The organism is Streptomyces sp. NPDC015345 (genome assembly GCF_043078805.1).
Taxonomy (GTDB): Bacteria; Actinomycetota; Actinomycetes; order Streptomycetales; family Streptomycetaceae; genus Streptomyces.
This window is the reverse complement of the sequence record NZ_JBIBTX010000003.1, coordinates 752,285-777,694: the sequence shown is the minus strand read 5'-3', so window position 1 is coordinate 777,694 and position 25,410 is coordinate 752,285. Positions and strand designations below refer to the sequence as shown.

Below are 25,410 nucleotides of genomic sequence, written 5' to 3'. Positions count from 1 at the left end.
CTGCTCCTCCTGGCGTTCGTCGGTCACCACAGCGGCACCGTCTCTTCCGCGTCCCGTGGCCAGGCCGTCAGCGGGGTGAAGCCCTGGTGGCCGCACTCGCCGAACACCGTCAGCGGTGCTCCTCCGGACAGGGCGACCAGCCGCCACAGGCCCGGCCCGGACGCGGCGGCGGGCGTCACCGGCAGCGCCGATCCGCCGCCCGCGTCGGCCAGTTGCCACGCGCCGTCGGCCTGGGCCGGTATGACCTCGGAGAGCGTCACCGGCCAGGACTCCAGCCACGGGTCATGACGGAGCGCCTCGCCGTAGCGCGCGGCCGCCTCGTCCGTCCGTACGCCCGGTGGCCGCTCGGCGGTGGGTGCCGGGGCGCCGAACTGTTCGCCCAGGTCGGCCCGTAGCTGCCGCGCGCCCGGGTATCCCGTCAGCTCCGCGTCGAGCGCGAGGCCCACCGGCAGGGCGAGCGCGGGGGCGCGGCCGGCCGCTCCGTAGGAGAGGAGCAGCGCGGTGCGGCCGGAGTCCGTGCCGTACAGCCAGACGCGGCGCGTGGTGAGTTTGCTGTCGGCGGTGTCGTACTGCGCGAGGACCAGCCAGCGGTCCCGCAACGGTGGGCCCTCCGGTCGAGCGGGCAGGCCGACGCGGGCGCGGACCGTGGCGGCCAGGCCGGACGGCAACGCGTCGCGGTGGAGCCAGCCCTGGTCGAGGAGGTGCAGCAGGGCGCACTCCTCCAACAGGCGTACCGGCCAGCCAGGCCCCGACGAGGGTATGGACCCCAACTCCCTTACGCGCGCCGCCAGTCCTGGAGCCTGCGCGTCGACCATGCGGGCCGCTGTCTCCTCCCACAGGCCGTACCCCGCCTGTTCGGCGGAGGCCGTGCCGGAGCGCAGCAGGTCGGACAGGCGCTGCTCCAGCTCCGTCACCCCCGCCGTGACGCGCTCGGCCCGCTTCTCCGCTCTTCTGCGGGCCGCCTCAGGGTCGGCCGACGCGGGGGGCGCGGCCTGCGAACTCCGCTTGACCTCCGCTCTTTTGCGGCGGGACGCCAGCCATTCCTCGGCCCACTCGGGCGGCTCACCGTCCGGCACGGTGCCGTCCGCGCCCGCCCAGAGCAGCAGCAGTCCCAGCGCGTGTTTGCACGGGAACTTGCGGCTCGGGCAACTGCACTTGTACGCCGGACCCGCCCCGTCCGCTGGGCCCGCCCCGTCCGCTGGGCCCGCTGTGGCTGTGACGCCCGCGATACCTGTATTGCCTGTGACGCCCGCGATGTCGATGAGTGTCTGATACGGCTTGCTGCCACTGCCCTTGCACAGTCCCCACACCGCCCCCTCGCCGGAACTGCCCGTCTCCGACCACGGTCCGGCGACGCCCAGTTTGCTTCCCGCCTTGCGTGACGAGGCGTCAGGCGCCAGTGCCAGCACCTGGTCCACCGTCCAGCGCACCCCCTGCTGAGTCATGTCTCGAAGGTAGGCGCCACCACTGACAATCGCTCTGGCGGCAGGGATTTGGGCAGGTCAGCGCCGTGCGCGGGTCGATTGTCAGTGGCGTGGTGCACGGTGGAGACACATCCGGGCCAGATGTGCCCGGACGAGCTGGAGGGGGATCGCTCCATGACCGTTTCCATCGACCCGACGGCGTCCGCGACCGCGAATCAGGACACGGTCCTGAGACCGCACGCGGAGCACGCCTTCGCCGCCGAGCTGGCCGCCCTCGCCGCGCAGGACGACCGGCCGCGGCCGCAGCGGTGGAAGCTCTCCCCGTGGGCCGTGGCGACGTATCTGCTCGGCGGCACGCTGCCCGACGGCACCGTGATCACGCCGAAGTACGTGGGGCCGCGCCGCATCGTCGAGGTCGCCGTCACCACGCTCGCCACCGATCGCGCCCTGCTGCTGCTCGGTGTGCCCGGCACCGCCAAGACCTGGGTGTCGGAGCATCTCGCGGCCGCGGTCAGCGGGGATTCGACGCTGCTCGTGCAGGGCACGGCGGGCACCCCGGAAGAGGCCATCCGGTACGGGTGGAACTACGCCCAGCTCCTCGCCCACGGCCCGAGCCGCGACGCGCTCGTGCCGAGCCCCGTGATGCGGGCGATGGCCGACGGGATGACGGCGCGCGTCGAGGAGCTGACCCGCATCCCCGCCGACGTGCAGGACACGCTCATCACGATCCTGTCGGAGAAGACGCTCCCCATCCCCGAGCTGGGCCAAGAGGTCCAGGCCGTACGGGGCTTCAACCTCATCGCCACCGCGAACGACCGCGACCGCGGGGTCAACGACCTGTCGAGCGCCCTGCGCCGCCGCTTCAACACCGTCGTGCTGCCCCTGCCGGAGAGCGCCGACGCCGAGGTCGACATCGTCTCGCGCCGTGTCGATCAGATCGGCCGCTCGCTCGACCTGCCCGCGGGCCCTGAGGGCCTGGACGAGATACGCCGTGTCGTGACCGTCTTCCGCGAGCTGCGCGACGGCGTGACGGCGGACGGGCGTACGAAGGTGAAGTCGCCCAGCGGCACGCTGTCGACGGCCGAGGCGATCTCCGTCGTCACCAACGGCCTCGCCTTGGCGGCCCACTTCGGGGACGGCGTCCTCCGCCCCGGCGACGTGGCGGCGGGCATCCTCGGCGCCGTGGTGCGCGACCCGGCGGCGGACCGCGTGATCTGGCAGGAGTACCTGGAGACGGTGGTGCGGGAGCGGGACGGCTGGAAGGACTTCTACCGCGCGTGCCGAGAGGTGAGCGCATGACGGGGGCGGGCGGGACGCTGCTGCTCGGGGTGCGGCACCACGGGCCCGGGTCGGCCCGCGCGGTGCGTGCCGCGCTCGACGAGGCGCGGCCGGACGTCGTCCTCGTCGAGGGACCGCCGGAGGCCGACCCCCTGGTGCGGCTGGCCGGTGACGAGGGAATGCGGCCGCCGGTCGCGTTGCTCGCGCACGTCGTGGACGAGCCGGGTCGCTCGGCGTTCTGGCCGCTCGCCGAGTTCTCTCCGGAGTGGGTGGCGATCAGGTGGGCCGTGGAGCGGGATGTGCCGGTCCGCTTCATCGACCTGCCGGCGGCGCACTCGCTGGCGCGGGCGGAGAAGTCTGACGAGTCCGACGAGCCAGACGAGTCCGACGAGCCTGGTGAGTCCGACGAGCCTGATGTGCCCGAGGGGGGTGGTGTGCCTGAGGAGGGTGAGGACGCCGTACGGATCGACCCCATCGCAGTCCTCGCCGAGATCGCCGGATACGACGACCCCGAGCGCTGGTGGGAGGATGTCGTCGAACACCGGGAGGCGGGCGGTGACGCGTTCGCGCCGTTCGAGGCGGTGAGCGACGCGATGGAGGCGCTGCGCGAGGTCTACGGAGACGGCGGGCACAGCCGTGACCTGGCCCGCGAGGCCCATATGAGGCTCCAGATGCGCGCCGCACAGAAGGAGTTCGGCCCCGATCGCGTGGCGGTGGTGTGCGGGGCCTGGCATGTGCCCGCGCTGCGGTGCAAGGCCACCGTGGCCGCCGACCGGGCGCTGCTCAAGGGGCTCCCGAAGGTGAAGGCCGAGATGACGTGGGTTCCCTGGACCCACCGCCGCCTCTCCCGCGCCAGTGGGTACGGGGCGGGGATCGCCTCCCCCGGCTGGTACGGCCACCTGTTCGCCGCGGCCGACCGGCCCCTGGAGCGCTGGATGACGAAGGTCGCGGGGCTCCTGCGTGACGAGGACCGGCTCGTGTCGTCCGCGCACGTCATCGAGGCGGTACGGCTCGCCGAGGCGCTGGCCGCGATGCGGGGGCGGCCGCTGGCCGGGCTCAGCGAGACGACCGACGCCGTGCGGGCGGTGATGTGCGAGGGCTCGGACGTGCCGCTCGCCCTCGTGCACGACAGGCTCGTCGTCGGGGACGTGCTGGGGGAGGTCCCGGAGTCGGCGCCCGCCGTGCCGCTCCAGCGCGACCTCACGCGTGCGCAGCGCAGGTTGCGGCTCAAACCGGAGGCGCTGGAGCGGGAGGTGGAGCTCGACCTCCGCAAGGAGACGGACGCGGCCCGCAGCAGGCTGCTGCACCGCCTGCGGCTCCTCGGCGTCGACTGGGGTCGGCCGCAGCGGTCCCGGGGGAGCACGGGGACGTTCCGGGAGACCTGGCGGCTGCGGTGGGAGCCGGAGCTGTCCGTGCGGGTCGCGGAGGCCGGGGTGTGGGGGACCACGGTCCTCGGCGCGGCCACCGGCAAGGCGTCGGCCGACGCGGTCGGGGCGGTGGGCCTCTCCGATGTCACCGCGCTCGCCGAACGGTGTCTGCTGGCGGAGCTGCCGGAGGCGTTGCCCGTCGTGATGCGGGTGCTCGCCGACCGGGCGGCGCTGGACGCGGACGTCGGGCACCTCGCGCAGGCCCTGCCCGCCCTCGTGCGCTCGCTTCGCTACGGAGACGTGCGGGGGACGGACACGGGGGCTCTCGGCGAAGTCGCCCTCGGACTAGCCGAGCGGGTTTTCGTGGGGCTGCCGGGCGCCTGCGTGGGGCTCGGCACGGACGCGGCCCTGGAGATGCGGGGGCATGTGGACGCCGTCCACCAGGCGGTCGGGCTGCTCGGGGAGTTCCGCGCGGGCTCTGCCGATGAGTCCCCTGCGGGCTTCGCCGAGGCCGGGCGTGAACGGGACGGCGTCACAGGGGCACCGGCTGCCCCCGGCGGGATGCCGACGGGCCGTGCCCGTGGGGGAGGACGGGCCGCTCCTGGCGGGGAGGGCGCGGACGGGGCATCGACAGACGGCACGCGAGGGGGAGGATCGGCCGCTTCTGGTGGGGAGGGTGCGGGCGGGGTACGGGCGGATGGTGCCCGAGGGGGAGGATCGGCCGCTCCTGGCGGGGAGGGATCGGGCGGGATGCCGGCAGACGATGGCCGAGGGGAAGGGGCGGCCGCTTCCGGCGGGGAGGGCCCGCACGGGATTCGGGCGGACGGCGCCCGGGGGAGAGGGCGGTGTGCTCCTGACGGGGAGGGTACGGACGGGATACCGGCGGATGGCACCCGTGGGGGAGGACGGGCCGCCCCCGGCGGGGAGGGCCCGCACGGGATGTCGGCGGACGGTGCCCAGGGGAGAGGGCCGGCCGTCCCCGGCAGGGACGGCGTGCACGGGATACGGGCGCGATGGGGCTCCGTGCTGCGTGTGATCGCGCGGCGGGAAGCGGTTGCCGGGGTTGTGCGGGGGCGGTGTGTGCGGCTGTTGTTGGACGGTGGGGAGTTGGCGGGCGACGAAGTCGCCCGGTTGATGGGGCTCGCCCTGTCACGGGGGAGTGAACCGGCCGAAGCCGCCGCCTGGATCGAGGGCTTCGTCGGGGGCGGGTCCGGGGGCGGGATGCTCCTCGTGCACGACGAGCGGCTGCTCGGCCTGGTCGACGACTGGCTGAGCGGCGTGTCGGACGACGCCTTCATCGACGTACTGCCGTTGCTGCGGCGCACGTTCTCGGCGTACGAGCCCGGGGTGCGGCGGACGTTGGGGGAGCTGGTGCGGCGTGGGGCGCCGGGGGCCGGGCCCGTGGTGGGCGGGGGCGGTGTGCCCGGCTTCGGCGAGGTGATCGACGCCGCGCGCGCGGACGCCGCCGTACCGACCGTGCGGCTGCTGCTCGGCATGGCACAGAGGGAGAGCGACGACACGGTGGGGGTGGCGGGATGACCGGCATGACGGATGAGCGGCTGCGGCGTTGGCGCCTCGTGCTCGGCGGGGACAGCGCCGACGGGACGGGACGCGCGCTCGCCGGGCAGGACGCGGCGATGGACAGCGCACTCACCGCGCTCTACGGCGCGGGGAACGGGAAGGAGGGCCGGGGGCGGGACCGTTCGGCGGGGCTCGGCGGATCCGCGCCGTCCGTCGCGCGCTGGCTCGGCGACATCCGGACGTACTTCCCCTCGTCCGTCGTCCAGGTCATGCAGCGCGACGCCATCGACCGGCTCGGGCTCTCCACGCTGCTCCTGGAGCCCGAGATGCTGGAGGCCGTCGAGGCGGACGTGCACTTGGTCGGCACGCTGCTCTCCCTCAACAAGGCCATGCCGGAGACGACCAAGGAGACCGCGCGGACCGTCGTGCGCAAGGTCGTCGAGCAACTGGAGAAGCGGCTCGCGACCAGGACCCGCTCCACGCTCACCGGCGCGCTCGACCGCAGCGCGCGCGTCAGCAGGCCCCGCCACCACGACATCGACTGGAACCGCACCATCGCGGTCAACCTCAAGAACTACCAGCCGGAGTACAGGACGGTCGTCCCCGAACGGCTCATCGGGTACGGGCGGGCGTCGCAGTCCGTGAAGAAGCACGTCATCCTCTGCGTCGACCAATCGGGCTCGATGGCGGCGTCCGTCGTCTACGCCTCGGTGTTCGGGGCCGTCCTCGGCTCCATGCGCTCGCTGAACACACGCCTCGTCGTCTTCGACACCAACGTCGTGGACCTCACCGAGCAGCTCGACGACCCGGTGGACGTCCTGTTCGGCACCCAGCTGGGCGGCGGGACGGACATCAACCGCGCCCTGGCGTACTGCCAGTCGCAGATCACCCGGCCCGCCGAGACGGTCGTCGTCCTCATCAGCGACCTCTACGAAGGCGGCATACGCGACGAGATGTTGAAGCGGGTCGCGGCGATGAAGGCCTCCGGAGTGCAGTTCGTGACGCTGCTCGCGCTCTCCGACGAGGGGACGCCCGCGTACGACCGCGAGCACGCGGCGGCGCTCGCCGCGCTGGACGCGCCGGCCTTCGCCTGTACGCCGGACCTCTTCCCGGAGGTGATGGCCGCGGCGATCGAAAGGCGCCCGCTTCCCATACCGGACATCAGTATGGGGAACCGGACATGACTGCCCATCGGTGGCAGGGGGCTTGCGCGACGGCGGGCGTCCCGTGCGAGGATCGACGCGCCTCACCCGCGGAGCGACGCGTTCCGCCGCGCCGTGAGACGGACCTTCCCCTCAGCAGAGGACTCTCCCCGCCTTGACTCCCGCTTCCGCAGCCGCTCCGTCCGGAGCCGCCGTGCGCCTCGCGTGCACGGTGACCGGGCGACGTGCGCTGCGCGTGGCGCTGGTGCTGGGTGGGTTGCTGGGGTTGCTGGTTCTCGGGCTCCTCTTCGGGGAGCGGGCGCAGGCGGTGGAAGGCGTTCCGTCGCGCCCCTTGGAAGGGGTCCAGTCGGCGCGGTCTGCCGAGCCGGTTCCGGTTGCCCGGCACTCGGGCGGCGCGGCCGTCACCGAGTCGATCACTGACCCTGCGGCCACCGAAGCCGCAGCCGAAACCGAGGCGGCAGCCGAAACCGCAGCTGAGCCCGCCACAAGGCCGGTGACCCGGGCCGCCGCCCTGCGGTACAGCATCGAGCCGGTCGTGAAGCCCGAGGTGCCGCGAACCGAACTCCCGGTCGGCAAGGCCGTGGATGACGTCACCGACGCCCTGCGCGAGACGCCGCCGCCGGCCCGGTGGATTCCGGAGCCGCAGCTTCCGGGCGTCGGCGACGGGGGCGACGGCGACGGGGAGGGCCCCGGCCGCGACGCCGATCCCGCCCCGGCTCCCGGAGCCACGCCTGCGCCCATGCCCGCGCCCGACGCCGCTTCGGAGGGCGGGGCGCGGGGCGACGACGGTTCCGCTTCCGGGCCGAAGCACCGTGCCGAGCGGTGGGCCGGGCCGCGGGCAGAGTCGCCGTACGCCACCGCGGCCTGGCTCCCGGGCCACCGCGTCGGCGCCCACAGCGGCAGCGGCAAGGCCGTGGGTGAATACGGCGCGGGCCACACGCCCTCGCCCTCGCCCGCCGCTCCCGGAGGCCGGCTCGGCAACGCCACCGCCGTGGACGGCAACGCGTCGCGCCACGGCGATCAGTGCGCCGCCGCGCTCGACAGCCGCGCGCCGGTCCGGCTGCTCGCGGGGCCCGGGCGTCCCGCGGACTCCGCGCCGATCCGCGACCGGCACCGCGACATCCCCGAATTCCCTGGCTAGGGCAGCCCTTTCCCCGCGATGACCTGCCGCGCGGGGGCGGGACAGGTCTGCCCGCCGGCCGCCGGACTCCTGCGAAGGACTCCCGCGGACCGGATCCACAGCCAGAGCAAGAATTCGAAGGATCACGCGAGCATGAACAAGAACATCCGTCGTTCCATCGTCATAGCCGCCGGTGTCACCGGTGCGTGGGCGCTCGGTTCCGCCGTCGCCAGCGCCGACGAGCTGCCCCAGCACTCCGTCGCGCTCCCGGACCAGGCGTCGGACGCGGTCTCCGACGTCACCGACGAGGCCACCGGCATCAAGGCCCAGGAAGCGAAGGCCACGGCCAAGGCCAAGGTGTCCGGTATCCATGACAAGGCCTCCAAGGCCTCCAAGGCCTCCAAGGCCACCGGTGGCTCCACCACGGCCAAGGCCGAGAAGGCCGCGACCCAGGCCAAGAAGACCGCGGCCAAGACCACCGCCCAGGCCGAGAAGAAGACCGCGCTCACGGGCCACCTCCAGGACCAGGCCCGCCAGTACGTCGACGGCGCGCTCCCGCAGGTCGACGCGGCGGACGAGGTCGACTACCTGTTCGGCCCCCTCTCCGCCTTCGCCCCGGATCTCACCCAGGCCCCCGCCGAGGCCCAGGGCGCCGCCGCGCACGCCCCGGCCTACGCCGAGCACACCACCGCCTACGTCGAAGGCACCGCCACCTACGCCCAGAACACAGGCGCCTACGCCGAGGGCACCGCCGCCGACACCCAGGGCGCCGCCACCACCGCAACGACCGCCACCATCGCCGCCGCCTCGCCGATCGTCGACGAGACCGCCGCCGCCGTGCTGCCGCCCATCGCCGCCACCGCCGTCGAGGGGCTCCTGCCCGTCGCCGGGCAGGCCGTCGGGGACGCGTCGTACCTCGCGCAGGGCGTGGTCGGCGACGTGCAGCCGTTCGCGGCCGGGGTCGTCGGACAGGTGCCGCCGTTCGCGCAGACGGTCGTGGACGAGGACGTGCGGCCGTTCGCCGGCGGCGTCGTCGGCTCGGTCACGCCGCTCGTGCAGACCGTCGTGGACCAGGTGAACCCCGTCGTGGGGGGCGTCGGCGGCAGCGCGGACAACCTGGCGCAGGGCGTCACGGGTGACGTACGGCCCTTCGCAGGCGGCGTCGTCTCACACGTCCAGCCCTTCGCGCAGGACCTGACCGGCACCGTCACCCCCGACGCCCAGGCGCTCGCCGGCAACGCCGTCACCGGCGTCCAGGGCGTCGGCGCCGACGTCGCGCCGGACTACCTGCCGACGTACGACTCGATCGCGTCCTACACCCCGCACGCGCCGCAGGCCCCGCAGGCCCCGCAGACCCCCCAGGCCCCGTACACGTCGTACACCGCCTGATCGCGGGAGCAACTGGAGCGACTGAAGTAAACGGGCGGCCCCTGACGCAGCGGGGGCCGCCCGTTTGCCGTGGTGACCGCCGCGGCCGGTCGTGGCCCCTCTCGCCGTAAGGGGCGGCTCTGTGACCGTCATCACCGCCCAAATGTGATCTGCGATTTAGGGACCCACGGCCCACGGCGATAACCTGCGAGACGGACATGCCGCGTATCGGACTCCGTCCTACGCCTCCCTTGTGACAGCGCAGTCACGTTGCCCTTCGCGGCACGCCCACGCAGACAGCTGACACCAAAGCAGCGAGATCGCAGCGAGATCACGGATTAGGGACGGACGCGCGTGGACCTGTTCGAGTACCAGGCGAGGGACCTCTTCGCCAAGCACGGTGTACCGGTGCTGGCCGGTGAAGTCATCGACACGCCTGAGGCGGCGCGCGAGGCCACCGAGCGACTGGGCGGCAAGTCGGTCGTCAAGGCGCAGGTGAAGGTCGGTGGCCGCGGCAAGGCCGGCGGCGTGAAGCTGGCGGCGAACCCGGACGAGGCCGTCGCTCGCGCGACGGACATCCTCGGCATGGACATCAAGGGCCACACGGTCCACAAGGTGATGATCGCCGAGCTTTCTCCGGAGATCGAGGCGGAGTACTACGTCTCGTACCTCCTCGACCGCACCAACCGCACCTTCCTGGCCATGGCCTCGGTGCAGGGCGGCATGGACATCGAGGAGGTCGCGGAGAAGACCCCCGAGGCCCTCGCGAAGGTCCCGGTCAACGCCGTCGAGGGCGTGAACATCGAGAAGGCCCGCGAGATCGTGGCCCAGGCGAAGTTCCCGGCCGAGGTGGCCGAGGGTGTCGCCGAGGCCATGGTGACCCTGTGGGAGACCTTCGTCGCCGAGGACGCGCTCCTCGTCGAGGTCAACCCGCTGGTGAAGACCAAGGACGGCCGCATCCTGGCCCTGGACGGCAAGGTCTCGCTCGACGAGAACGCCGACTTCCGCCAGGCCGACCACGAGGCCCTTGAGGACAAGGACGCAGCCAACCCGCTCGAGGCTGCCGCCAAGGCCAAGGGCCTCAACTACGTGAAGCTCGACGGCGAGGTCGGCATCATCGGCAACGGCGCGGGTCTCGTCATGAGCACCCTGGACGTCGTCGCGTACGCCGGTGAGGCGCACGGCGGTGTGAAGCCCGCCAACTTCCTCGACATCGGTGGCGGCGCCTCCGCCGAGGTCATGGCGAACGGCCTGGAGATCATCCTCGGCGACTCGGACGTCAAGTCCGTCTTCGTCAACGTCTTCGGTGGCATCACCGCGTGCGACGAGGTCGCCAACGGCATCGTGCAGGCCCTGGAGCTGCTCGCCTCCAAGGGCGAGAAGGTCGAGAAGCCGCTGGTCGTGCGCCTCGACGGCAACAACGCGGAGCTGGGTCGCAAGATCCTGAGCGACGCCAACCACCCGCTCGTGCAGCGTGTGGACACCATGGACGGCGCGGCCGACAAGGCCGCCGAGCTCGCGGCCGCGAAGTAAGGGACGAGGGACAGAACAGCCATGGCTATCTTCCTCAACAAGGACAGCAAGGTCATCGTCCAGGGCATGACCGGTGCCACGGGCATGAAGCACACCAAGCTCATGCTGGGTGACGGCACGAACATCGTCGGCGGCGTGAACCCGCGCAAGGCCGGCACGTCCGTCGACTTCGACGGCACCGAGGTTCCGGTCTTCGGCACCGTCAAGGAGGCCATGGAGAAGACGGGCGCCAACGTCTCCGTCCTCTTCGTGCCGCCGGCCTTCTCCAAGGCCGCCGTCGTCGAGGCGATCGACGCCGAGATCCCCCTCGCCGTCGTCATCACCGAGGGCATCGCCGTCCACGACTCCGCCGCCTTCTGGGCGTACGCGAAGTCGAAGGGCAACAAGACCCGCATCATCGGCCCGAACTGCCCCGGTCTCATCACTCCGGGCCAGTCGAACGCCGGCATCATCCCGGGCGACATCACGAAGCCGGGCCGCATCGGCCTGGTCTCGAAGTCCGGCACGCTGACGTACCAGATGATGTACGAGCTGCGTGACATCGGCTTCTCCTCGGCCGTCGGCATCGGTGGCGACCCGGTCATCGGCACGACGCACATCGACGCCCTGGAGGCGTTCGAGGCCGACCCCGACACCGACCTGATCGTCATGATCGGCGAGATCGGCGGCGACGCCGAGGAGCGTGCGGCGGACTACATCAAGGCCAACGTGACGAAGCCGGTCGTCGGCTACGTCGCGGGCTTCACGGCGCCCGAGGGCAAGACCATGGGCCACGCCGGCGCCATCGTCTCCGGCTCCTCCGGCACCGCGCAGGCCAAGAAGGAGGCCCTTGAGGCCGCGGGCGTCAAGGTCGGCAAGACGCCGACCGAGACGGCCAAGCTGGCACGGGCCATCCTGGCGGGCTGAGCTCGCTTCAGGCGTTGAAAGTGGGCCCGCATCTCTGTTGAGGTGCGGGCCCACTTCGTGTTTTTCACCTGCGGGCCGACGGGGGCCGGTCGCGCGATTCCCCGCGACCCTGGAAGGGGCCCCTTCCAGGGGCGTTATTCCGGCTGCGGGGCCAGGCGGTGGCGGCCCGTCGTCAGTTCCGCGCGGAGCTTCTCGCGCAGTTTCGTGTCCTGGTACGTGAGAGGGCCCGGGCCCATCCGGGCCGGTACGCCGCTGACGGCCTTGCCCGGGGACTGCGGCGGCTCGTACCGGGTCGGGGCCGTGCGCAGGGTCAGGGCCGTGGCCCCGACGATCAGGGTCGTGAGGGCGATGGCCGCCCGGGTCCAGAGGCGGGCGCGGCGCTCACCGGTGATCCGTACGCGTTCCGGCTTCGGCGACCGGAGCTTCTCCGTGGCGGCCAGTTCGCCGAGGCGCCGGTGCAGGGTCTCGGGGTCGGCCAGGTCGGGCAGCCGCTCGGCGATGACCTCGCGCGCGTACAGCAGGCGGTTCGCGGTGGTGGGCGTGCTCGCCTCGGTCTCGGCCGCCGTGTCGGGCAGGTCGAGGCCGAGGCCGTCGTAGAGCAGCAGGGCGCGGCGCTGGGCGGGCGACAGGCTCAGGAGTACGCCGAAGAGGACGCGGTCGGCCGGTTCGGCGGGCGGGGCGTCCGGGAAGTGCAGGCGCGGCCGGAAGCGGTGCCAGGGCGACATCGCGTACTCGTGCGCGGCGGCGCGGACCCAGCCTGCCGGGTCACGGTCCACGGCCACCTCCGGCCAGCGGTGCCAGGCCTGCTGGAATGCCCGTTCGACGGCTTCCTGGGCGAGGGTGCGGCGCCCGGTGAGCAGATAGGTCTGGCGGACCAGGGCGGGGGCGGTGTCCTCGCAGAGGGCGTCGAAGGCCTGGGCAGGAGTGAGATCCGCCCGGCGCGCGGGGGCCGGGCCGCGGTGGGGATGGCCGGTCACCGCGGCCGGGGCAGCGGCCACGGCGGTGGGTGTCTGGGGCCCCGCCGCGCGCTTGGCGGGGGGCTCGGGCCGCGTCGTCGACCTCGCGGCCTCCGCGGGCTGCGTCCGCGGGTTCCGGCGGGCGGGCGAGGCGCCGGGGGTGGCCTTGGGTGCGGGTGCGGTCTCCTTGGGTGCCGCCTTTTCGGGTGCCGCCTTTCCGGTCTGTTCCTCGGCGACCGCGGTCAGGAATTCCGCGTACGCCTCATGGGTGCGGCCCAGGGGGTGCGTGCGGCCCCTTTCCCAGGAGCGGACCGTTTCGCGCGAGACGCCCAGCTTCGCGGCGAGGGCGGCCTGGCTCAGCGACTTCGCCTCGCGCAGCCTGCGGCGTTCCTTGGGGGACGGCAGAGACGTGGCAGGGCTCTGGGGCATGTCGGACTCTCCGCACCGTGGGCCGACGTGCGGCGGAGGGCAGGGCGCAGCCGAGCCGCCGAACGAAAAAGTACATAAACGTATATTGGGCGACACATCCGGTATTCGCCTGTTACGAGGAGAAAGCGCGTGTCGTTGGGAGCATGGCCGGGTGACCCAGACGACCGATCACAGCGCCTCGCCGCCCCTCGTGAAGCTGTTGAGCGAACAGTCCCGTGACCGTTCCCCCGGATTGGCGACCTGCCTGGCGGGCGGGGCCGTCGCGGCGGGCCTCGGTCTCGGCTCGCTCGCCGTGCTGGTGATCGCCCTGTGGATCAGCTCGCCGTATCCGGACAGCGGCCCCGACGGGGCCCTGCACATCGCGGCGAGCCTGTGGCTGCTCGCCCACGGCACGGAGCTGGTCCGGGCGGACACGCTCTCGGGGGCGTCCGTGCCGGTCGGTGTGACGCCGTTGCTGCTCTCCGCCCTGCCGGCCTGGCTCGTGTACCGGGCGGCGCGGGACGCGGCCGACCCGGAGGACCTGGGCCACCCGGTGGGCACGGCGTGGTGCGGGGTGGTGAGCGGCTATCTGCTGGTCGGCGTCGCCGCGACGGTGTACGCGTCGGGCGGTGAGCTGCGGCCGGATCTCCTCGACGCGCTGCTGTACCTGCCCGTCTTCGCGGCGGGCGCGGCGGCGTGCGGGGTGTGGGCGGCGCTCGGCCGCCCGCGCGGCCCCCTCCCGGCTCCCCTGCGGCCCCCGCTCGCCGTTCTTCCCCGGGTACTGCGGGCTCTTCTTGTACGCGGGCTCTTCGTACGCGGCGGAACGCTCGCCGTGGCGCGGGCCGGGGCGGCCGGGGCGGTGGCGCTCGTCGGCGGCGGCGCGCTGCTGGTCGCGGTGGCGCTCGTGCTGCGCGCGGGGCCGGTGACGGAGGCGTTCGCGCAGGTCACGGAGGTGCGGTCGGGGCAGTTCGCAGTACTGCTGCTGGCCCTCGCGCTGGTGCCGAACGCGGCGGTGTGGGGCGCGGCGTACGGCCTCGGCGCGGGCTTCGCGGTCGGCGCGGGAAGCGTCGCCACCCCCCTCGCCGTGGACGCGGGCCCGCGGCTGCCGCGGATCCCACTGCTGGAGGCGTTGCCCGAGGCGGGGCCCGGGACGCCGTTCGACTGGGCGGTGGGGGTGGTGCCGGTGGTGGCGGGGCTCGTGGTGGCGTGGTGCACGGTCCAGTCGGCGGCGCCCGACTTCGGGGAGCGGGACGAGGCCTGGTCGCTGGGGCGCACGGCTGCCGGGGCGGCGGGGGCGGCGGTGGTGTGCGCGGTGGCCACGGCGGGGCTCGCGGCGTCGGCGGGCGGGCCGATGGGCGTGGCGGTGCTCGCGGAGTTCGGGCCGGTGTGGTGGCGGACCGGGGCGGCGGCGCTGTGCTGGACCCTGCCGATCGCGGTGCCGACGGCGGTGATCCTGCGCGCGTGGCGGCTGCGGAAGCGGTCGGGCGCGGGGCGCGGGGCGGGGGCGGCGGTGCCCGGGGCCGGGGAGAGGGAGAGGTCCGGGACGGGCGGCGGTATCAGTACCGGCGGCGCGGCGGGGCGCGGGGGGAGGGCGGGGAAGGGGAACGGGACCGGGAAGGGGAGTGCGAACGCGGCGGCACGGTCCGACGCGGGGGAGGCCTCCGGCGCCGGACGCCGGGCGTGGACGCTGCCGTCCCCCCGAGGGGCGCGGCTCCCGCGGCCCCGGCTGCCGCGCTGGGGACGCCCCGGCCTGGGCCTGCCCCGCCTCGGACTCTCCCGCGTGGTCCTCGCGCGGCGCGGCGGCGCCCCGGCCGAGGTGACGACGCACGCCCCGGCCGCCGCCTCGGGCCCGGCCCCGGCTCCGCCTCCCGGGACCACCACCGACCGGCACGGCTCCGAGCGGTACCCCTTCTTGCCGACGGCCGAGGAAGCGTCCGGCGAAGCCCGTCGGCGGGCGCTGAGAGAGGCCGGGGAACGGCCCTCCGAGCCGTGAGACAGCCGTGAGACACCGGTGAGGCAGAGGGGCAGCGGTCAGTCGTCGTCCTGCTCGCCGAGGAGCGGACGCAGCTGCTCGGGCAGGAGATCCTCGCAGGACTGCTTCGACGTGGTGGTGAGCGCGTCGTCCACGCACGTGTAGTAGTCGCGGTACACCAGCTGTGCCGTGAAGGTCCCCGCCACCATGACCAGCGCCAGCGCGCCCGTCACCAGACCGCTGATCGCGGCCGTCGTCTGCGGCCGCGTGGACGACGGCTCGCCCTGTGCCCGACCGCCCTGGGCGGCGCCGGCCGCGGGCCGCGTCGGGTCCGGCGTACGCGGCTTCGCGCGCAGCGACTGGATGGCCCACATCAGCGCGAGGGCGCCGAGCAGCAACGCCACGTACCGCCAGCCGAACAGTGCGAAGAAGAAGGCCCACATGCCCGAGAGCAGGGCGTAGCGCGCGCGGCGCTGGGACGGGTCCGTCGGGTCCCAGCGCAGGCCACCGCCGCCGGGACCGGAGGGGCCTTCCTGGCCGGGGCCGCCCCGCTGACCGGGGCGCTCGCCGAAGCCGCCCGGGGAGCGGCCGGGCTGCCGGTCGCTCCACTGGCTGCCCCAGGGAGAGCCGTGGCCCTCACCGGAGCCGTCGGGCGAAGAGCCCTCGGGGCCGTCGGTGGGGCGGCGTGGCTGCCACGGCCGGTCCGGAGTCCCCTCCGGCGGCGGCGCGAAGGGGTTGTCGTCGTCCTTGCCCGTGCCCTGGGAGCCCGAGCCCCGGGACTCCGGTCCCTGGGAGTCGGAGTCCTGCGGTGGAGACGAAGGGCGGCTACGGTCCGGCATCTGGTGTGCGTCTTCCCCTTGGTAGAGCCGTGGTGGAGAGCCGTGGAGCCCGCATGCGGCACCGCGTGCGGCTCGGCCACCCGGCGATCGTCGGTATTGGCGCCTTTTCCACAGACGCTACCTTCCGCGCGCGCCCCCGTCCCGTGAGGGGCGGTTCCGTGTGCCGGTATCGTTGCTGACGGTCGGCCGCTTCGTAGAGTTCCCCGTATCGCGGGGCTCGAAGCCTTCGTACGACCGTACAAAGACGCACCTCCCGAGAAAGGGCCCCGCTGTGGCCGAAAGCGCCGTGGCCGAGAGCGCCGTGGTCGCGCGCCCCAAGCGACTCGTCGTGCTGGTCTCCGGGTCGGGGACGAACCTCCAGGCCCTGATCGACACCATTCACGCCGAGGGCGCGCAGGCCTACGGCGCCGAGATCGTCGCCGTCGGCGCCGACCGCGAGGGCATCGCGGGCCTGGAGCGCGCCGAACGCGCCGGGATCCCGACCTTCGTCTGCCGGGTGAAGGACCACGCGACCCGCGACGAGTGGGACCTGGCCCTGGCCGAGGCGACGGCCGCGCACGGACCGGACCTGGTGGTCTCCGCCGGGTTCATGAAGATCGTGGGGAAGGAGTTCCTCGCGCGCTTCGGCGGGCGGTTCGTGAACACCCACCCCGCCCTGCTGCCCAGTTTTCCGGGGGCCCACGGCGCGCGCGACGCGCTCGCGTACGGCGTGAAGGTCACCGGCTGCACCGTCCACTTCGTCGACGACGGCGTCGACACCGGCCCGATCATCGCCCAGGGCGTGGTCGAGGTCAGGGAAGAGGATGACGAGAGCGCTCTGCACGAGCGCATCAAGGAAGTCGAGCGCACGCTGCTCGTCGATGTCGTGGGGCGTCTGGCCCGGCACGGCTACCGCATTGAGGGACGAAAGGTTCTTATCCCGTGACCGCCGAAGCTATGAACGCTGCCGACTCGAACGCCGCGCGGCGCCCCATCAAGCGCGCGCTCGTCAGCGTCTACGACAAGACCGGCCTCGAAGACCTCGCGCGCGGGCTGCACGAGGCGGGCGTCGAGCTCGTGTCGACCGGATCGACCGCCTCGAAGATCGCCGCCGCGGGCGTCCCCGTCACCAAGGTCGAGGAACTAACCGGCTTCCCCGAGTGCCTGGACGGCCGGGTCAAGACCCTGCACCCCAAGGTCCACGCGGGCATCCTCGCCGACCTGCGCCTGGCGGACCACCGCGACCAGCTCGCCGAGCTGGGCGTCGAACCCTTCCAGCTCGTCGTCGTGAACCTCTACCCCTTCAAGGAGACCGTCGCCTCGGGCGCCACTCCCGACGAGTGCGTCGAGCAGATCGACATCGGCGGCCCCTCCATGGTCCGCGCCGCCGCCAAGAACCATCCCTCCGTCGCGGTCGTCACCGACCCGAAGCGGTACGCGGACGTCCTCGCGGCGGTCAGGGCCGGTGGCTTCGACCTGACCGCGCGCAAGCGGCTCGCGGGAGAAGCGTTCCAGCACACGGCCGCGTACGACGTGGCGGTGGCCGGCTGGTTCGCCGCGGACTACGCGGCCGTGGACGACTCCGGCCACCCCGGCTTCCTCGGCGCCACGTACGAGCGCAAGAACGTCCTCCGCTACGGCGAGAACCCGCACCAGGGCGCCGCCCTCTACGTCGACGGCACGGGCGGCCTCGCCGAGGCCGAGCAGCTGCACGGCAAGGAGATGTCGTACAACAACTACACGGACACGGACGCCGCGCGCCGTGCCGCGTACGACCACGACGAGCCCTGCGTCGCGATCATCAAGCACGCCAACCCGTGCGGCATCGCGATCGGCGCGAACGTCGCCGAGGCGCACCGCAAGGCGCACGCCTGCGACCCGCTCTCCGCGTTCGGCGGTGTCATCGCGGTGAACCGCCCGGTGAGCAAGGAGATGGCGGAGCAGGTCGCCGACATCTTCACCGAGGTCATCGTCGCGCCCGAGTATGAGGACGGCGCCCTCGACGTCCTGACCAAGAAGAAGAACATCCGCGTGCTGCGCGCCCACCGGGCGCCGGCGAACCCGGTCGAGGTCAAGCAGATCGACGGCGGCGCGCTGCTCCAGGTCACCGACCGGCTCCAGGCCGACGGCGACGACCCCGCCAACTGGACGCTCGCCACGGGCGACGCGCTGAACGCGGGCGAGCTCGCCGAGCTGGCGTTCGCCTGGAAGGCGTGCCGCGCGGTCAAGTCCAACGCGATCCTGCTCGCCAAGGACGGCGCCTCGGTCGGCGTCGGCATGGGCCAGGTCAACCGCGTCGACTCCGCGAAGCTCGCCGTCGAGCGGGCGGGCGAGGAGCGGGCGCGCGGTTCCTACGCCGCGTCCGACGCGTTCTTCCCCTTCCCCGACGGCCTGGAGATCCTGACCTCGGCGGGCGTCAAGGCCGTGGTCCAGCCCGGCGGTTCGGTCCGCGACGAGCTGGTCGTGGAGGCGGCGAAGAAGGCGGGCGTCACCATGTACTTCACGGGGACGCGGCACTTCTTCCACTGAGCGGCACCTGACGTACGTATGACCGTATGACGGTGGCCGCGTCCTTCCCCTCGGGGAGGACGCGGCCACCGGTCGTGCCCCGTACGGAGGGCCAAGTCGTTCAGTAGCGCGGGCGGTTGAACCACGCGGTGCCGCTGGGGACGACCGGCGCCACCGTGATGATGACGGCGAAGACGACCCAGATGAGCGGGCCGATGATCGCGCTCGCCAAGCCGGTGTCCAGGCCGATGAAGAGCATGATCAGGCCGACGACCCCGCCGAGCGCGCCGTAGACGACCGTGGTGATCCGGACGCCCTGACCACCCCGGCTGAACTTCACGCCGAGTGTGATGGAGAGGGCCGCGAGCCCGGCCGCGATCAGGGCGGCGATGATCGCGATCCCGGCCACCGCGTCCCCGGCCTCGCCCATGCCGGAGAGGCCCAAGTCCTCGCCACTGTCACCGGCGTCGCTGGCGATCGCACCCGCGTAGAGGTAGATGATGGCGAAGAGGATCTGCACCGCCGAGATGAGGAACAGGAAGACGCGCGCGGTGACCAGGAGGCCCGGCATCGACTGCGGCATCATGTTGCCGCCCGGGTAGCCGGGGTAGGCCGGCTGCTGCGGGTAGCCGTAGCCCTGCTGGGGCGGGACGCCGGGCGGGCCCTGCTGGGGATAGCCGTACCCGGGAGCGGCCGGGGGCTGCTGGGGCGGCTGCCCGTAGGGGTTGTTCGGGTCGCCGTAACTCATGGCGGTCTTCCTCCGTCGGGTAGTGCGGGGACGACGCGGCACATCACGGAGGTAGGTCTTACAGATGCGGTCCGTCCCCCCGACACTGCCCGCGGCACTGTGCCGCTTATCGTTCTTTAGGCGCGGCTTATTTGTCCAGCCGCATTCCGTATGTGTTGTGCAAGTGCAACCTCGCTGATCAGCCGGTGGGCCGCCATGCGGCCGAGGGGGCGCCCTGATTGGTACCGGGCGGGTCTCATCCGGGAAGATGGGGTCATGACCGCCCAGATTCTCGATGGCAAGGCCACCGCAGCCGCGATCAAGTCCGAACTGACCGCCCGCGTGGCGGCCCTGAAGGAGAAGGGCGTCACGCCCGGACTCGGTACCGTCCTGGTCGGTGACGACCCGGGCAGCCAGAAGTACGTCGCGGGCAAGCACCGCGACTGCGCGCAGGTCGGCATCGCCTCCATCCAGCGCGAACTGCCCGCCACCGCCTCCCAGGAGGAGATCGAGGCGGTCGTCCGCGAACTCAACGAAGACCCCGCGTGCACCGGTTACATCGTCCAGCTGCCGCTGCCCAAGGGCATCGACGAGAACCGCGTCCTGGAGCTCATGGACCCGGACAAGGACGCCGACGGTCTGCACCCGATGAACCTCGGCCGCCTCGTCCTGAACGAGCCGGCGCCGCTGCCGTGCACTCCGTACGGCATCATCCGGCTGCTGCGGCAGCACGACGTGGAGATCAAGGGCGCCGAGGTCGTGGTCGTGGGCCGCGGCGTGACGATCGGCCGGCCGATGCCGCTCCTGCTCACCCGCAAGTCGGAGAACGCGACGGTCACGCAGTGCCACACCGGTACGCGTGACCTGGCGGCGCACCTGAAGCGGGCCGACATCATCGTGGCCGCGGCGGGCGTCCCGCACCTCATCAAGCCCGAGGACGTGAAGCCGGGCGCGGCCGTCCTGGACGTCGGCGTATCGCGCGACGAGAGCGGCAAGATCGTCGGCGATGTCCACCCGGGTGTCGCCGAGGTCGCCGGATGGATCTCCCCGAACCCGGGCGGGGTGGGCCCGATGACCCGCGCCCAGCTCCTGGTGAACGTCGTCGAGGCCGCCGAGCGAATCGCTGCCGCGAGCTGACCCGGGAAGGGGCGAGCAGCTCATGAACGCAGAACCCGAGCGGGGGGCCAGGCCGGCTCCGCGGCGCCCGGAGGCTCCGGTGCCCCCGAAGACTCCGGGGACCTCGGAGATGCCGGAGGCCCCGGAGATCGCGAAGGCTCCGGAGGCTCCGGAGATCGCCAAGGCTCCGGGTTCCCCAAAGGTGACCGAGTCGTCGGGGGCTTCCGCGGGGGTGGGGGTGGCGGAGGCTTCCGGGACCCCTGAGACCTCCGGGACCCCTGAGACCTCCGGGACCGCTGAGGCCCTCGGGGCCGCAGAGACCTCCGAGGCCCCAGTGACCCCCGGCGCCTCCGAAGCCTCCGGCGTCACAGACACCCCTGGCACCTCCGGAGCCCCCCGCGTCACCGTGACCCCCGGCGCCTCCGAAGCCCCCGGCGCCACAGCCGCCCCCGAGACCCCCGAGACCGTCCAGGCAAAGGGCGCCGTCAGCGCCCCCGGTCCCGATGGGCAGCCGCGGAAGGTTTCGCGTCGGTTTCCGCTGTTCACTCGGGACACCGCGCGGCCCGAGGGCGGCGGCCGTGCGGCGTCCGGGGACGCGCCCGCGCCCGCCCGGCAGTGGCCGCTGCTCGGGGTCGCCTCGCTGGTCGGGCTCGGGCTGCTGCTGACCGCGCTCGACGTGTTCCGTGTCGGCACCATGCTGGTCGGCCTCGCGCTCGTCGGCGGTGCCCTGCTGCGGTGGGCCGTGCCGGACGTCGGCATGCTGGCGGTGCGCTCGCGCTTCACGGACATGGTCACCTACGGGGCGCTCGGCACCGCCATCGTGCTCCTCGCGATGATGGCGCAGCCCGAACCGTGGCTGGAGATCCCCTTCCTGGACGACACGCTGCACTTCACGATCAGCAGCTAGCGCCCGGCGCCCCCCGCGACGGTGGCCCGTCCTCCCCCGAAGCGCCGGGCCACCGCCGGTCCACGACGTTACGGGCGGCACGGTGGGCGCGTCGTCAGCCGCCCGGCTGACATCCGGATGCTCCGGCGGCGGTAGCCGCGCGGTTCCTGCAACTTCCGCGGTACCGCCCATGGTTGACGTCCGCCGCCCGCACCGGGGTTACGCTGCGGCGATGCGGATCCGCCCCCTCGTCGTCGACGCGCTCATCGCGGTCGCCCTGACCACGGTGGCCGTGCTGCTCGGCCAGGAGTCCGTACGGCAGGGCTGGCCGGAACTCGATGCCACGGGATACGCGTTGGTGGTACTGGCCAACGCTCCGGCGGTGCTGCGCGGCAAGGCGCCGGTGGCCGTGCTCCTCTTCATCTACGTGGTGTGGATCGTCTACGTACTGGCCGGTTACTGGCCCGTCCTGAACACGTTCGCGCCCATGCTCGCCGTCTACACGGTCGCGTCGGTGCGGCCCACCCGCGTCTCCCTGCCCTGCGCGGCCCTGATGGGCACCGTCTGGATCTTCGCGGGAGTGGTGAGCGGCGGCGCCGGGATGCCGTCCGTCGTCGCCCAGGCCATCGGCTTCCCGCTGGTGATCTGGCGCTTCGGATACGCCGCCCGCCGCACCGCCGAACTGGCCCGCCAGCTCAAGCGGGAGCAGGACGAGCGGGCCCGGCGCGAGGTCGCCGAGGAGCGGGGTCGGATCGCCCGCGAACTGCATGACGTGGTCGCCCACCACATGTCGGTGATATCCGTGCAGGCGGGCCTCGCCACGTTCGTCTTCGGCTCGGATCCGGCCACGGCGCGCGCCGCGCTCACCACCATCTCAGGGACGAGCGGCGAGGCACTCGAAGAGCTGCGCCGCATGCTGCGGGTACTGCGCGCCGAGGACGGCGAGCGGGACGGCGACGCGGCCCCCGAGGCGCCGATGCCTGGGCTCGCACGCCTGGACGACATGGTCGGGCGGGTCCGCGCCGGGGGCGTCCCCGTCACCCTGCGCGTCACGGGCACCCCGCGGCCGGTGGCCCCCGGTGTCGAACTGTGCGCGTACCGCGTGGTGCAGGAGGCGCTGACCAACGTGATGAAGCACGCGCGGGGAGCGGGCGCGGTCGTCGAACTCGCCTACCGCGCACGGCACATAGAGGTTTCGGTCATCGACGACGGGAAGGGGGTGAATCGAGACAGAGTGCGAACCGGCAGTGGACACGGCTTGCTTGGGATGCGGGAGCGGGCCAAGCTCTACGGCGGGACGATCAGCATCGGCCCGCTGAGCGAGGGGGGATTCGCCGTGCGGCTCACCCTGCCGACCTCGGCGCAGGCCGCGGCTTCGGGGGACGACGGGGCGGAATGACCGGATGACCGGCTCCATCAAGGTACTTGTCGTCGACGACCAGTTCCTCATCCGCGCGGGACTCGTCGGCCTGCTGCGTGCCGCGCCCGGCATCGAGGTCGTCGGCGAGGCGGGCGACGGCGACGAGGCCGTCGAGCTCGCCGCGCGGACCCGGCCCGACGTCGTCCTCATGGACATCCGGATGCCGGGCATGAACGGCATCACGGCCACCACGAAGATCCTCGCCCAGGCGCCCGAACCGGCGCCGCGCGTCCTGGTGCTGACCACCTTCGACCTCGACGAGTACGTGTACGGGGCGCTGCGCGCGGGCGCCTCCGGGTTCCTGCTGAAGGACTCAGGCCCCGACCGGCTGCTGGCCGCGGTGGCCGCGGTCGGCTGCGGTGACGCGCTGTTCGCGCCGAGCGTGACGCGGCGCCTCGTCGAGGCGTTCTCGCGGCAGGCCTCGGGGTCGGGGCCCGGCGGCGACGAGTGCCGGCCGCCGCCGGACCTCGCGGCGCTGACCCTGCGTGAGGTCGAGGTCCTGAAGCTGATCGCGCGCGGCCTGACCAACGCGGACATCGCCGAGCGGCTCTACATCAGCGAGGCCACCGTCAAGACGCACCTCAACCGCACGATGAGCAAACTCGGCCTGGACAGCCGGGCGCAGGCGGTCGTGGTGGCGTACGAGACGGGGCTCGTCACGCCCGGGATGGGCGGGGCGGGCGGCTGATCAGCAGGTGACGACCTTGCCGTAGGAGCCGCGGCCCCAGTTCCACTCCCACTGCTGCTTGTGCTGGTAGGTGAGGCAGCGCGAGTCGGGGCCCCAGTCGATGACGACCTTCAGGTGCATGGCCCGGCCGCAGAGGTTGGTGACCTTCACGTACTTGCGGTGCTTGATGACGTCCCGCTTGACGCAGGCCGGGGCCGTCCCGCGGATCGCGTGGGCCGTGGCGGACGCGGGGGTCGCCGGGGCCGCCGTGGCCGCGGGGGAGGTGGCGAGGGCGGTGCCGAGGAGGGCGGCTGCGGTGATCAGGCCGCCGGCGAGGCGTTTGCCGTACTGCATGTCCGGGTTCCCTTCGTGAGGAGGCGCGGTCCGCTGCTGCGGGCGCCGCCTCACGACTCTGCCGACCCTGTCCGGCCCGCTGCCACGAACTCGGCCGAAGTACGTCCTTTCGGGTAAGAGAGACGGCGCCCGTCCTCTCCCCCGTGGGAGGACGGGCGCCGCCGTTCAGGGAGGGGTGTTTCCTATGGAATCTCCCGATGTAAGCGGTGCGTTCCGCTCGAGATCCAGAGTCATGGACGCGCCAATCTCGTTCAAGGGATGCCAGGTCCCTGTGGCACGGAGGTGACCATTCCGCAACGGTGTTCTCGGCCTGCAACGAGCCTGCCCCGATGTCTGTGACGCGTCCGTGGCCCATAACGAACCCGTGCGCCTGTGCCCCGGGAACTGACATCCTGGCTTTGCGCATCCCTCTGGGTAGTTCCGGAGGGGAATAGGGGGAGCAATGCCTCGTTGGAAGGCGCTACCAGATGAACTCGACCCGGAAGTCAGGGAGTTCGTCGGCCGACTGCGCGCGCTCGTCGACCGCAGCGGCCTGAGCATCGCGGCCGTATCGGACCGGACCGGCTACAGCAAGACGTCGTGGGAGCGCTATCTGAACGGGCGGCTGCTCGCGCCGAAGGGCGCGGTCGTCGCGCTGGCCGAGGTCACGGGCACGCAGCCGGTGCATCTCATCACCCTGTGGGAGCTCGCGGAGCGGGCCTGGAGCCGTTCCGAGATGCGGCACGACATGACCATGCAGGCGATACGGATCTCGCAGGCGCGGGCGGCTCTGGGGGAGTTGGGGGCCGACGCGGCCGCGGGCACGGCCAAGAAGTCGCCTTCGGGGGCCGCCGCTCCGGGCGTCGCGAAGAAGGGCAAGTCCGCGCGGCCGGCGCGCAATGGCACCGCGGGCGTCGGGGGCCTGACCGGTGTGGCCGGGCCGGCGGGGGTCTCGCCCACCGTGCCGCCGCAGGCCACGTCCTCCTCGTACGGTGATGCCTCCGCGTCGCCCTTCGGCACGGCGGGTGCCGGGGTGCCTCCGGCCGCCGGGCCCGTGCCCGCCGGGGTCTCGCCCGACGGGCAGCGGCGCAGGCGGAAGGCGACGATGTTCCTCGCGGGCGTGGTCGGTGCGCTCGTCGTCATCGCGGTCGCCGTCCTCGTCCCCGGGCTCGGGGACGACGGCAAGGGCGGCGAGGCGGCCAAGTCGTCCGTGACGCCGAGCAGCAAGGGGGACGCGAAGCTGCCCGACGGGGTGGAGTGCCGCGGGGCCGACTGCGCGGGCAAGGACCCAGAGAACATGGGCTGCGGCGGGGAACTGGCGAAGACGACCTCGCGGGCCACGGTGGGCAGGGCGCTGGTCGAGGTGCGGTACAGCAAGACGTGCGGGGCCGCGTGGGCCCGGATCACCCAGGCGTCACCGGGCGACGAGGTCACGGTCACGGGGTCGGGCGGGGGCGCGTCCGCCGAGCAGAAGGGCACGGTGGACGAGGACTTCGACGCGTACACGCCGATGGTGGCGGTCAAGACGGGGACCACGGCGAAGGCTTGCGCGGTGTTGGCCTCGGGGCAGACCGGCTGTACGAAATAGCTCCAGGAAGCAGCTGTACGGAGTAAGGCGGCGGGCGGGGTGGAAAAAGGTGGGCGCCGCGCGCATGAGATGAAGGTGCGCGGGCAGGCGCACCGTACCCCCACGGGAGTGGTCAACACCCCCACGGCGGCCGCCACGCTCCCTCCCCCGAGGTGGCGGCCGCCCCCGGGGTGACGCTGTGGGCGGGGCCACACGGACCCGGCGGCGAGGGGTGGCCGGGGCGCGATAGCCTGACGGGCGGATCTCTCTTGATGCCAAGAGATCGATCATCGAGAGGCGATCGAGAACTCGAAGAGGCGTCGGCGGGGATCCAGGAATCAGGGGATCCAGT

20 protein-coding genes are annotated in these 25,410 nt (G+C 73.0%); 15 read left to right on the top strand and 5 right to left on the bottom strand.

What is annotated here, in order from left to right; translation table 11 throughout:
* Window positions 1-23: 23 nt before the first annotated feature.
* Window positions 24-1,445, bottom strand: coding sequence for an SWIM zinc finger family protein (locus ACF062_RS15885; protein ID WP_392138511.1), 1,422 nt, complete (start codon window positions 1,443-1,445; stop codon window positions 24-26).
* A 153-nt stretch (window positions 1,446-1,598) separates the two neighbouring features.
* Here ACF062_RS15885 and ACF062_RS15880 point away from each other — a divergent pair, with 153 nt between their 5' ends.
* From ACF062_RS15880 to sucD, 7 genes are all read left to right on the top strand, one after another.
* Window positions 1,599-2,723: an AAA family ATPase gene (locus ACF062_RS15880; protein ID WP_392138509.1), complete on the top strand. Its 1,125-nt coding sequence runs from the start codon at window positions 1,599-1,601 to the stop codon at window positions 2,721-2,723.
* Entirely contained in the window at window positions 2,720-5,608 is a 2,889-nt protein-coding gene (locus ACF062_RS15875) for a DUF5682 family protein (protein WP_392138508.1), read from the top strand. The genes ACF062_RS15880 and ACF062_RS15875 overlap by 4 nt, the downstream gene beginning before the upstream one ends.
* Window positions 5,605-6,774 carry a VWA domain-containing protein gene (locus ACF062_RS15870; protein ID WP_392138506.1) on the top strand — a complete coding sequence of 390 codons (1,170 nt, stop codon included), beginning with the start codon at window positions 5,605-5,607 and terminating at the stop codon, window positions 6,772-6,774. Before ACF062_RS15875 ends, ACF062_RS15870 begins: the two co-directional genes overlap by 4 nt.
* A gap of 133 nt (window positions 6,775-6,907) precedes the next feature.
* Window positions 6,908-7,894, top strand: coding sequence for a hypothetical protein (locus ACF062_RS15865; RefSeq protein ID WP_392138504.1), 987 nt, complete (start codon window positions 6,908-6,910; stop codon window positions 7,892-7,894).
* A gap of 132 nt (window positions 7,895-8,026) precedes the next feature.
* Complete coding sequence (locus ACF062_RS15860; protein WP_392138503.1) at window positions 8,027-9,262, top strand: hypothetical protein; 1,236 nt, start codon at window positions 8,027-8,029, stop codon at window positions 9,260-9,262.
* Between the two features lie 333 nt (window positions 9,263-9,595).
* Window positions 9,596-10,774, top strand: a complete 1,179-nt coding sequence (gene sucC / locus ACF062_RS15855) for an ADP-forming succinate--CoA ligase subunit beta (RefSeq protein WP_392138501.1) — start codon at window positions 9,596-9,598, stop codon at window positions 10,772-10,774.
* Between the two features lie 21 nt (window positions 10,775-10,795).
* Window positions 10,796-11,680: a succinate--CoA ligase subunit alpha gene (gene sucD / locus ACF062_RS15850; RefSeq protein WP_127912796.1), complete on the top strand. Its 885-nt coding sequence runs from the start codon at window positions 10,796-10,798 to the stop codon at window positions 11,678-11,680.
* Window positions 11,681-11,814: 134 nt separating this feature from the next.
* Here sucD and ACF062_RS15845 read toward each other — a convergent pair whose 3' ends face one another.
* The gene (locus tag ACF062_RS15845; RefSeq protein ID WP_392138499.1) at window positions 11,815-13,065 is read right to left on the bottom strand and encodes a helix-turn-helix domain-containing protein; all 1,251 of its coding nucleotides are present in this window, start codon (window positions 13,063-13,065) and stop codon (window positions 11,815-11,817) included.
* A gap of 151 nt (window positions 13,066-13,216) precedes the next feature.
* On the opposite strand from ACF062_RS15845, the gene ACF062_RS15840 reads away from it, so the two are divergent.
* Window positions 13,217-15,037, top strand: coding sequence for a DUF6350 family protein (locus ACF062_RS15840; RefSeq protein ID WP_392138497.1), 1,821 nt, complete (start codon window positions 13,217-13,219; stop codon window positions 15,035-15,037).
* Window positions 15,038-15,075: 38 nt separating this feature from the next.
* Here ACF062_RS15840 and ACF062_RS15835 read toward each other — a convergent pair whose 3' ends face one another.
* Window positions 15,076-15,855, bottom strand: a complete 780-nt coding sequence (locus tag ACF062_RS15835) for a hypothetical protein (RefSeq protein WP_392138496.1) — start codon at window positions 15,853-15,855, stop codon at window positions 15,076-15,078.
* 271 nt (window positions 15,856-16,126) lie between these two features.
* Between ACF062_RS15835 and purN the strand changes: the two genes are divergently transcribed.
* Window positions 16,127-16,780: a phosphoribosylglycinamide formyltransferase gene (purN, locus tag ACF062_RS15830; protein ID WP_392138494.1), complete on the top strand. Its 654-nt coding sequence runs from the start codon at window positions 16,127-16,129 to the stop codon at window positions 16,778-16,780.
* Between the two features lie 11 nt (window positions 16,781-16,791).
* Window positions 16,792-18,363, top strand: coding sequence for a bifunctional phosphoribosylaminoimidazolecarboxamide formyltransferase/IMP cyclohydrolase (gene purH, locus ACF062_RS15825; RefSeq protein WP_392138896.1), 1,572 nt, complete (start codon window positions 16,792-16,794; stop codon window positions 18,361-18,363).
* Between the two features lie 100 nt (window positions 18,364-18,463).
* Here purH and ACF062_RS15820 read toward each other — a convergent pair whose 3' ends face one another.
* On the bottom strand, window positions 18,464-19,090 hold the full coding sequence (locus ACF062_RS15820) for a hypothetical protein (protein WP_392138492.1): 627 nt from the start codon (window positions 19,088-19,090) through the stop codon (window positions 18,464-18,466).
* Window positions 19,091-19,345: 255 nt separating this feature from the next.
* On the opposite strand from ACF062_RS15820, the gene ACF062_RS15815 reads away from it, so the two are divergent.
* The 4 genes from ACF062_RS15815 to ACF062_RS15800 all read left to right on the top strand — a co-directional run bounded on the left by ACF062_RS15815 (window position 19,346) and on the right by ACF062_RS15800 (window position 23,179).
* Window positions 19,346-20,206 carry a bifunctional methylenetetrahydrofolate dehydrogenase/methenyltetrahydrofolate cyclohydrolase gene (locus ACF062_RS15815; RefSeq protein ID WP_219690951.1) on the top strand — a complete coding sequence of 287 codons (861 nt, stop codon included), beginning with the start codon at window positions 19,346-19,348 and terminating at the stop codon, window positions 20,204-20,206.
* A gap of 313 nt (window positions 20,207-20,519) precedes the next feature.
* Window positions 20,520-21,092: a DUF3017 domain-containing protein gene (locus ACF062_RS15810; RefSeq protein ID WP_392138894.1), complete on the top strand. Its 573-nt coding sequence runs from the start codon at window positions 20,520-20,522 to the stop codon at window positions 21,090-21,092.
* A gap of 211 nt (window positions 21,093-21,303) precedes the next feature.
* Window positions 21,304-22,470, top strand: a complete 1,167-nt coding sequence (locus ACF062_RS15805) for a sensor histidine kinase (protein ID WP_392138490.1) — start codon at window positions 21,304-21,306, stop codon at window positions 22,468-22,470.
* Window positions 22,471-22,474: 4 nt separating this feature from the next.
* Window positions 22,475-23,179 carry a response regulator gene (locus ACF062_RS15800; protein ID WP_392138489.1) on the top strand — a complete coding sequence of 235 codons (705 nt, stop codon included), beginning with the start codon at window positions 22,475-22,477 and terminating at the stop codon, window positions 23,177-23,179.
* Here ACF062_RS15800 and ACF062_RS15795 read toward each other — a convergent pair whose 3' ends face one another.
* On the bottom strand, window positions 23,180-23,512 hold the full coding sequence (locus ACF062_RS15795) for a hypothetical protein (protein ID WP_392138487.1): 333 nt from the start codon (window positions 23,510-23,512) through the stop codon (window positions 23,180-23,182).
* A gap of 442 nt (window positions 23,513-23,954) precedes the next feature.
* Here ACF062_RS15795 and ACF062_RS15790 point away from each other — a divergent pair, with 442 nt between their 5' ends.
* On the top strand, window positions 23,955-25,079 hold the full coding sequence (locus tag ACF062_RS15790) for a DUF2690 domain-containing protein (RefSeq protein ID WP_392138485.1): 1,125 nt from the start codon (window positions 23,955-23,957) through the stop codon (window positions 25,077-25,079).
* Window positions 25,080-25,410: the final 331 nt, after the last annotated feature.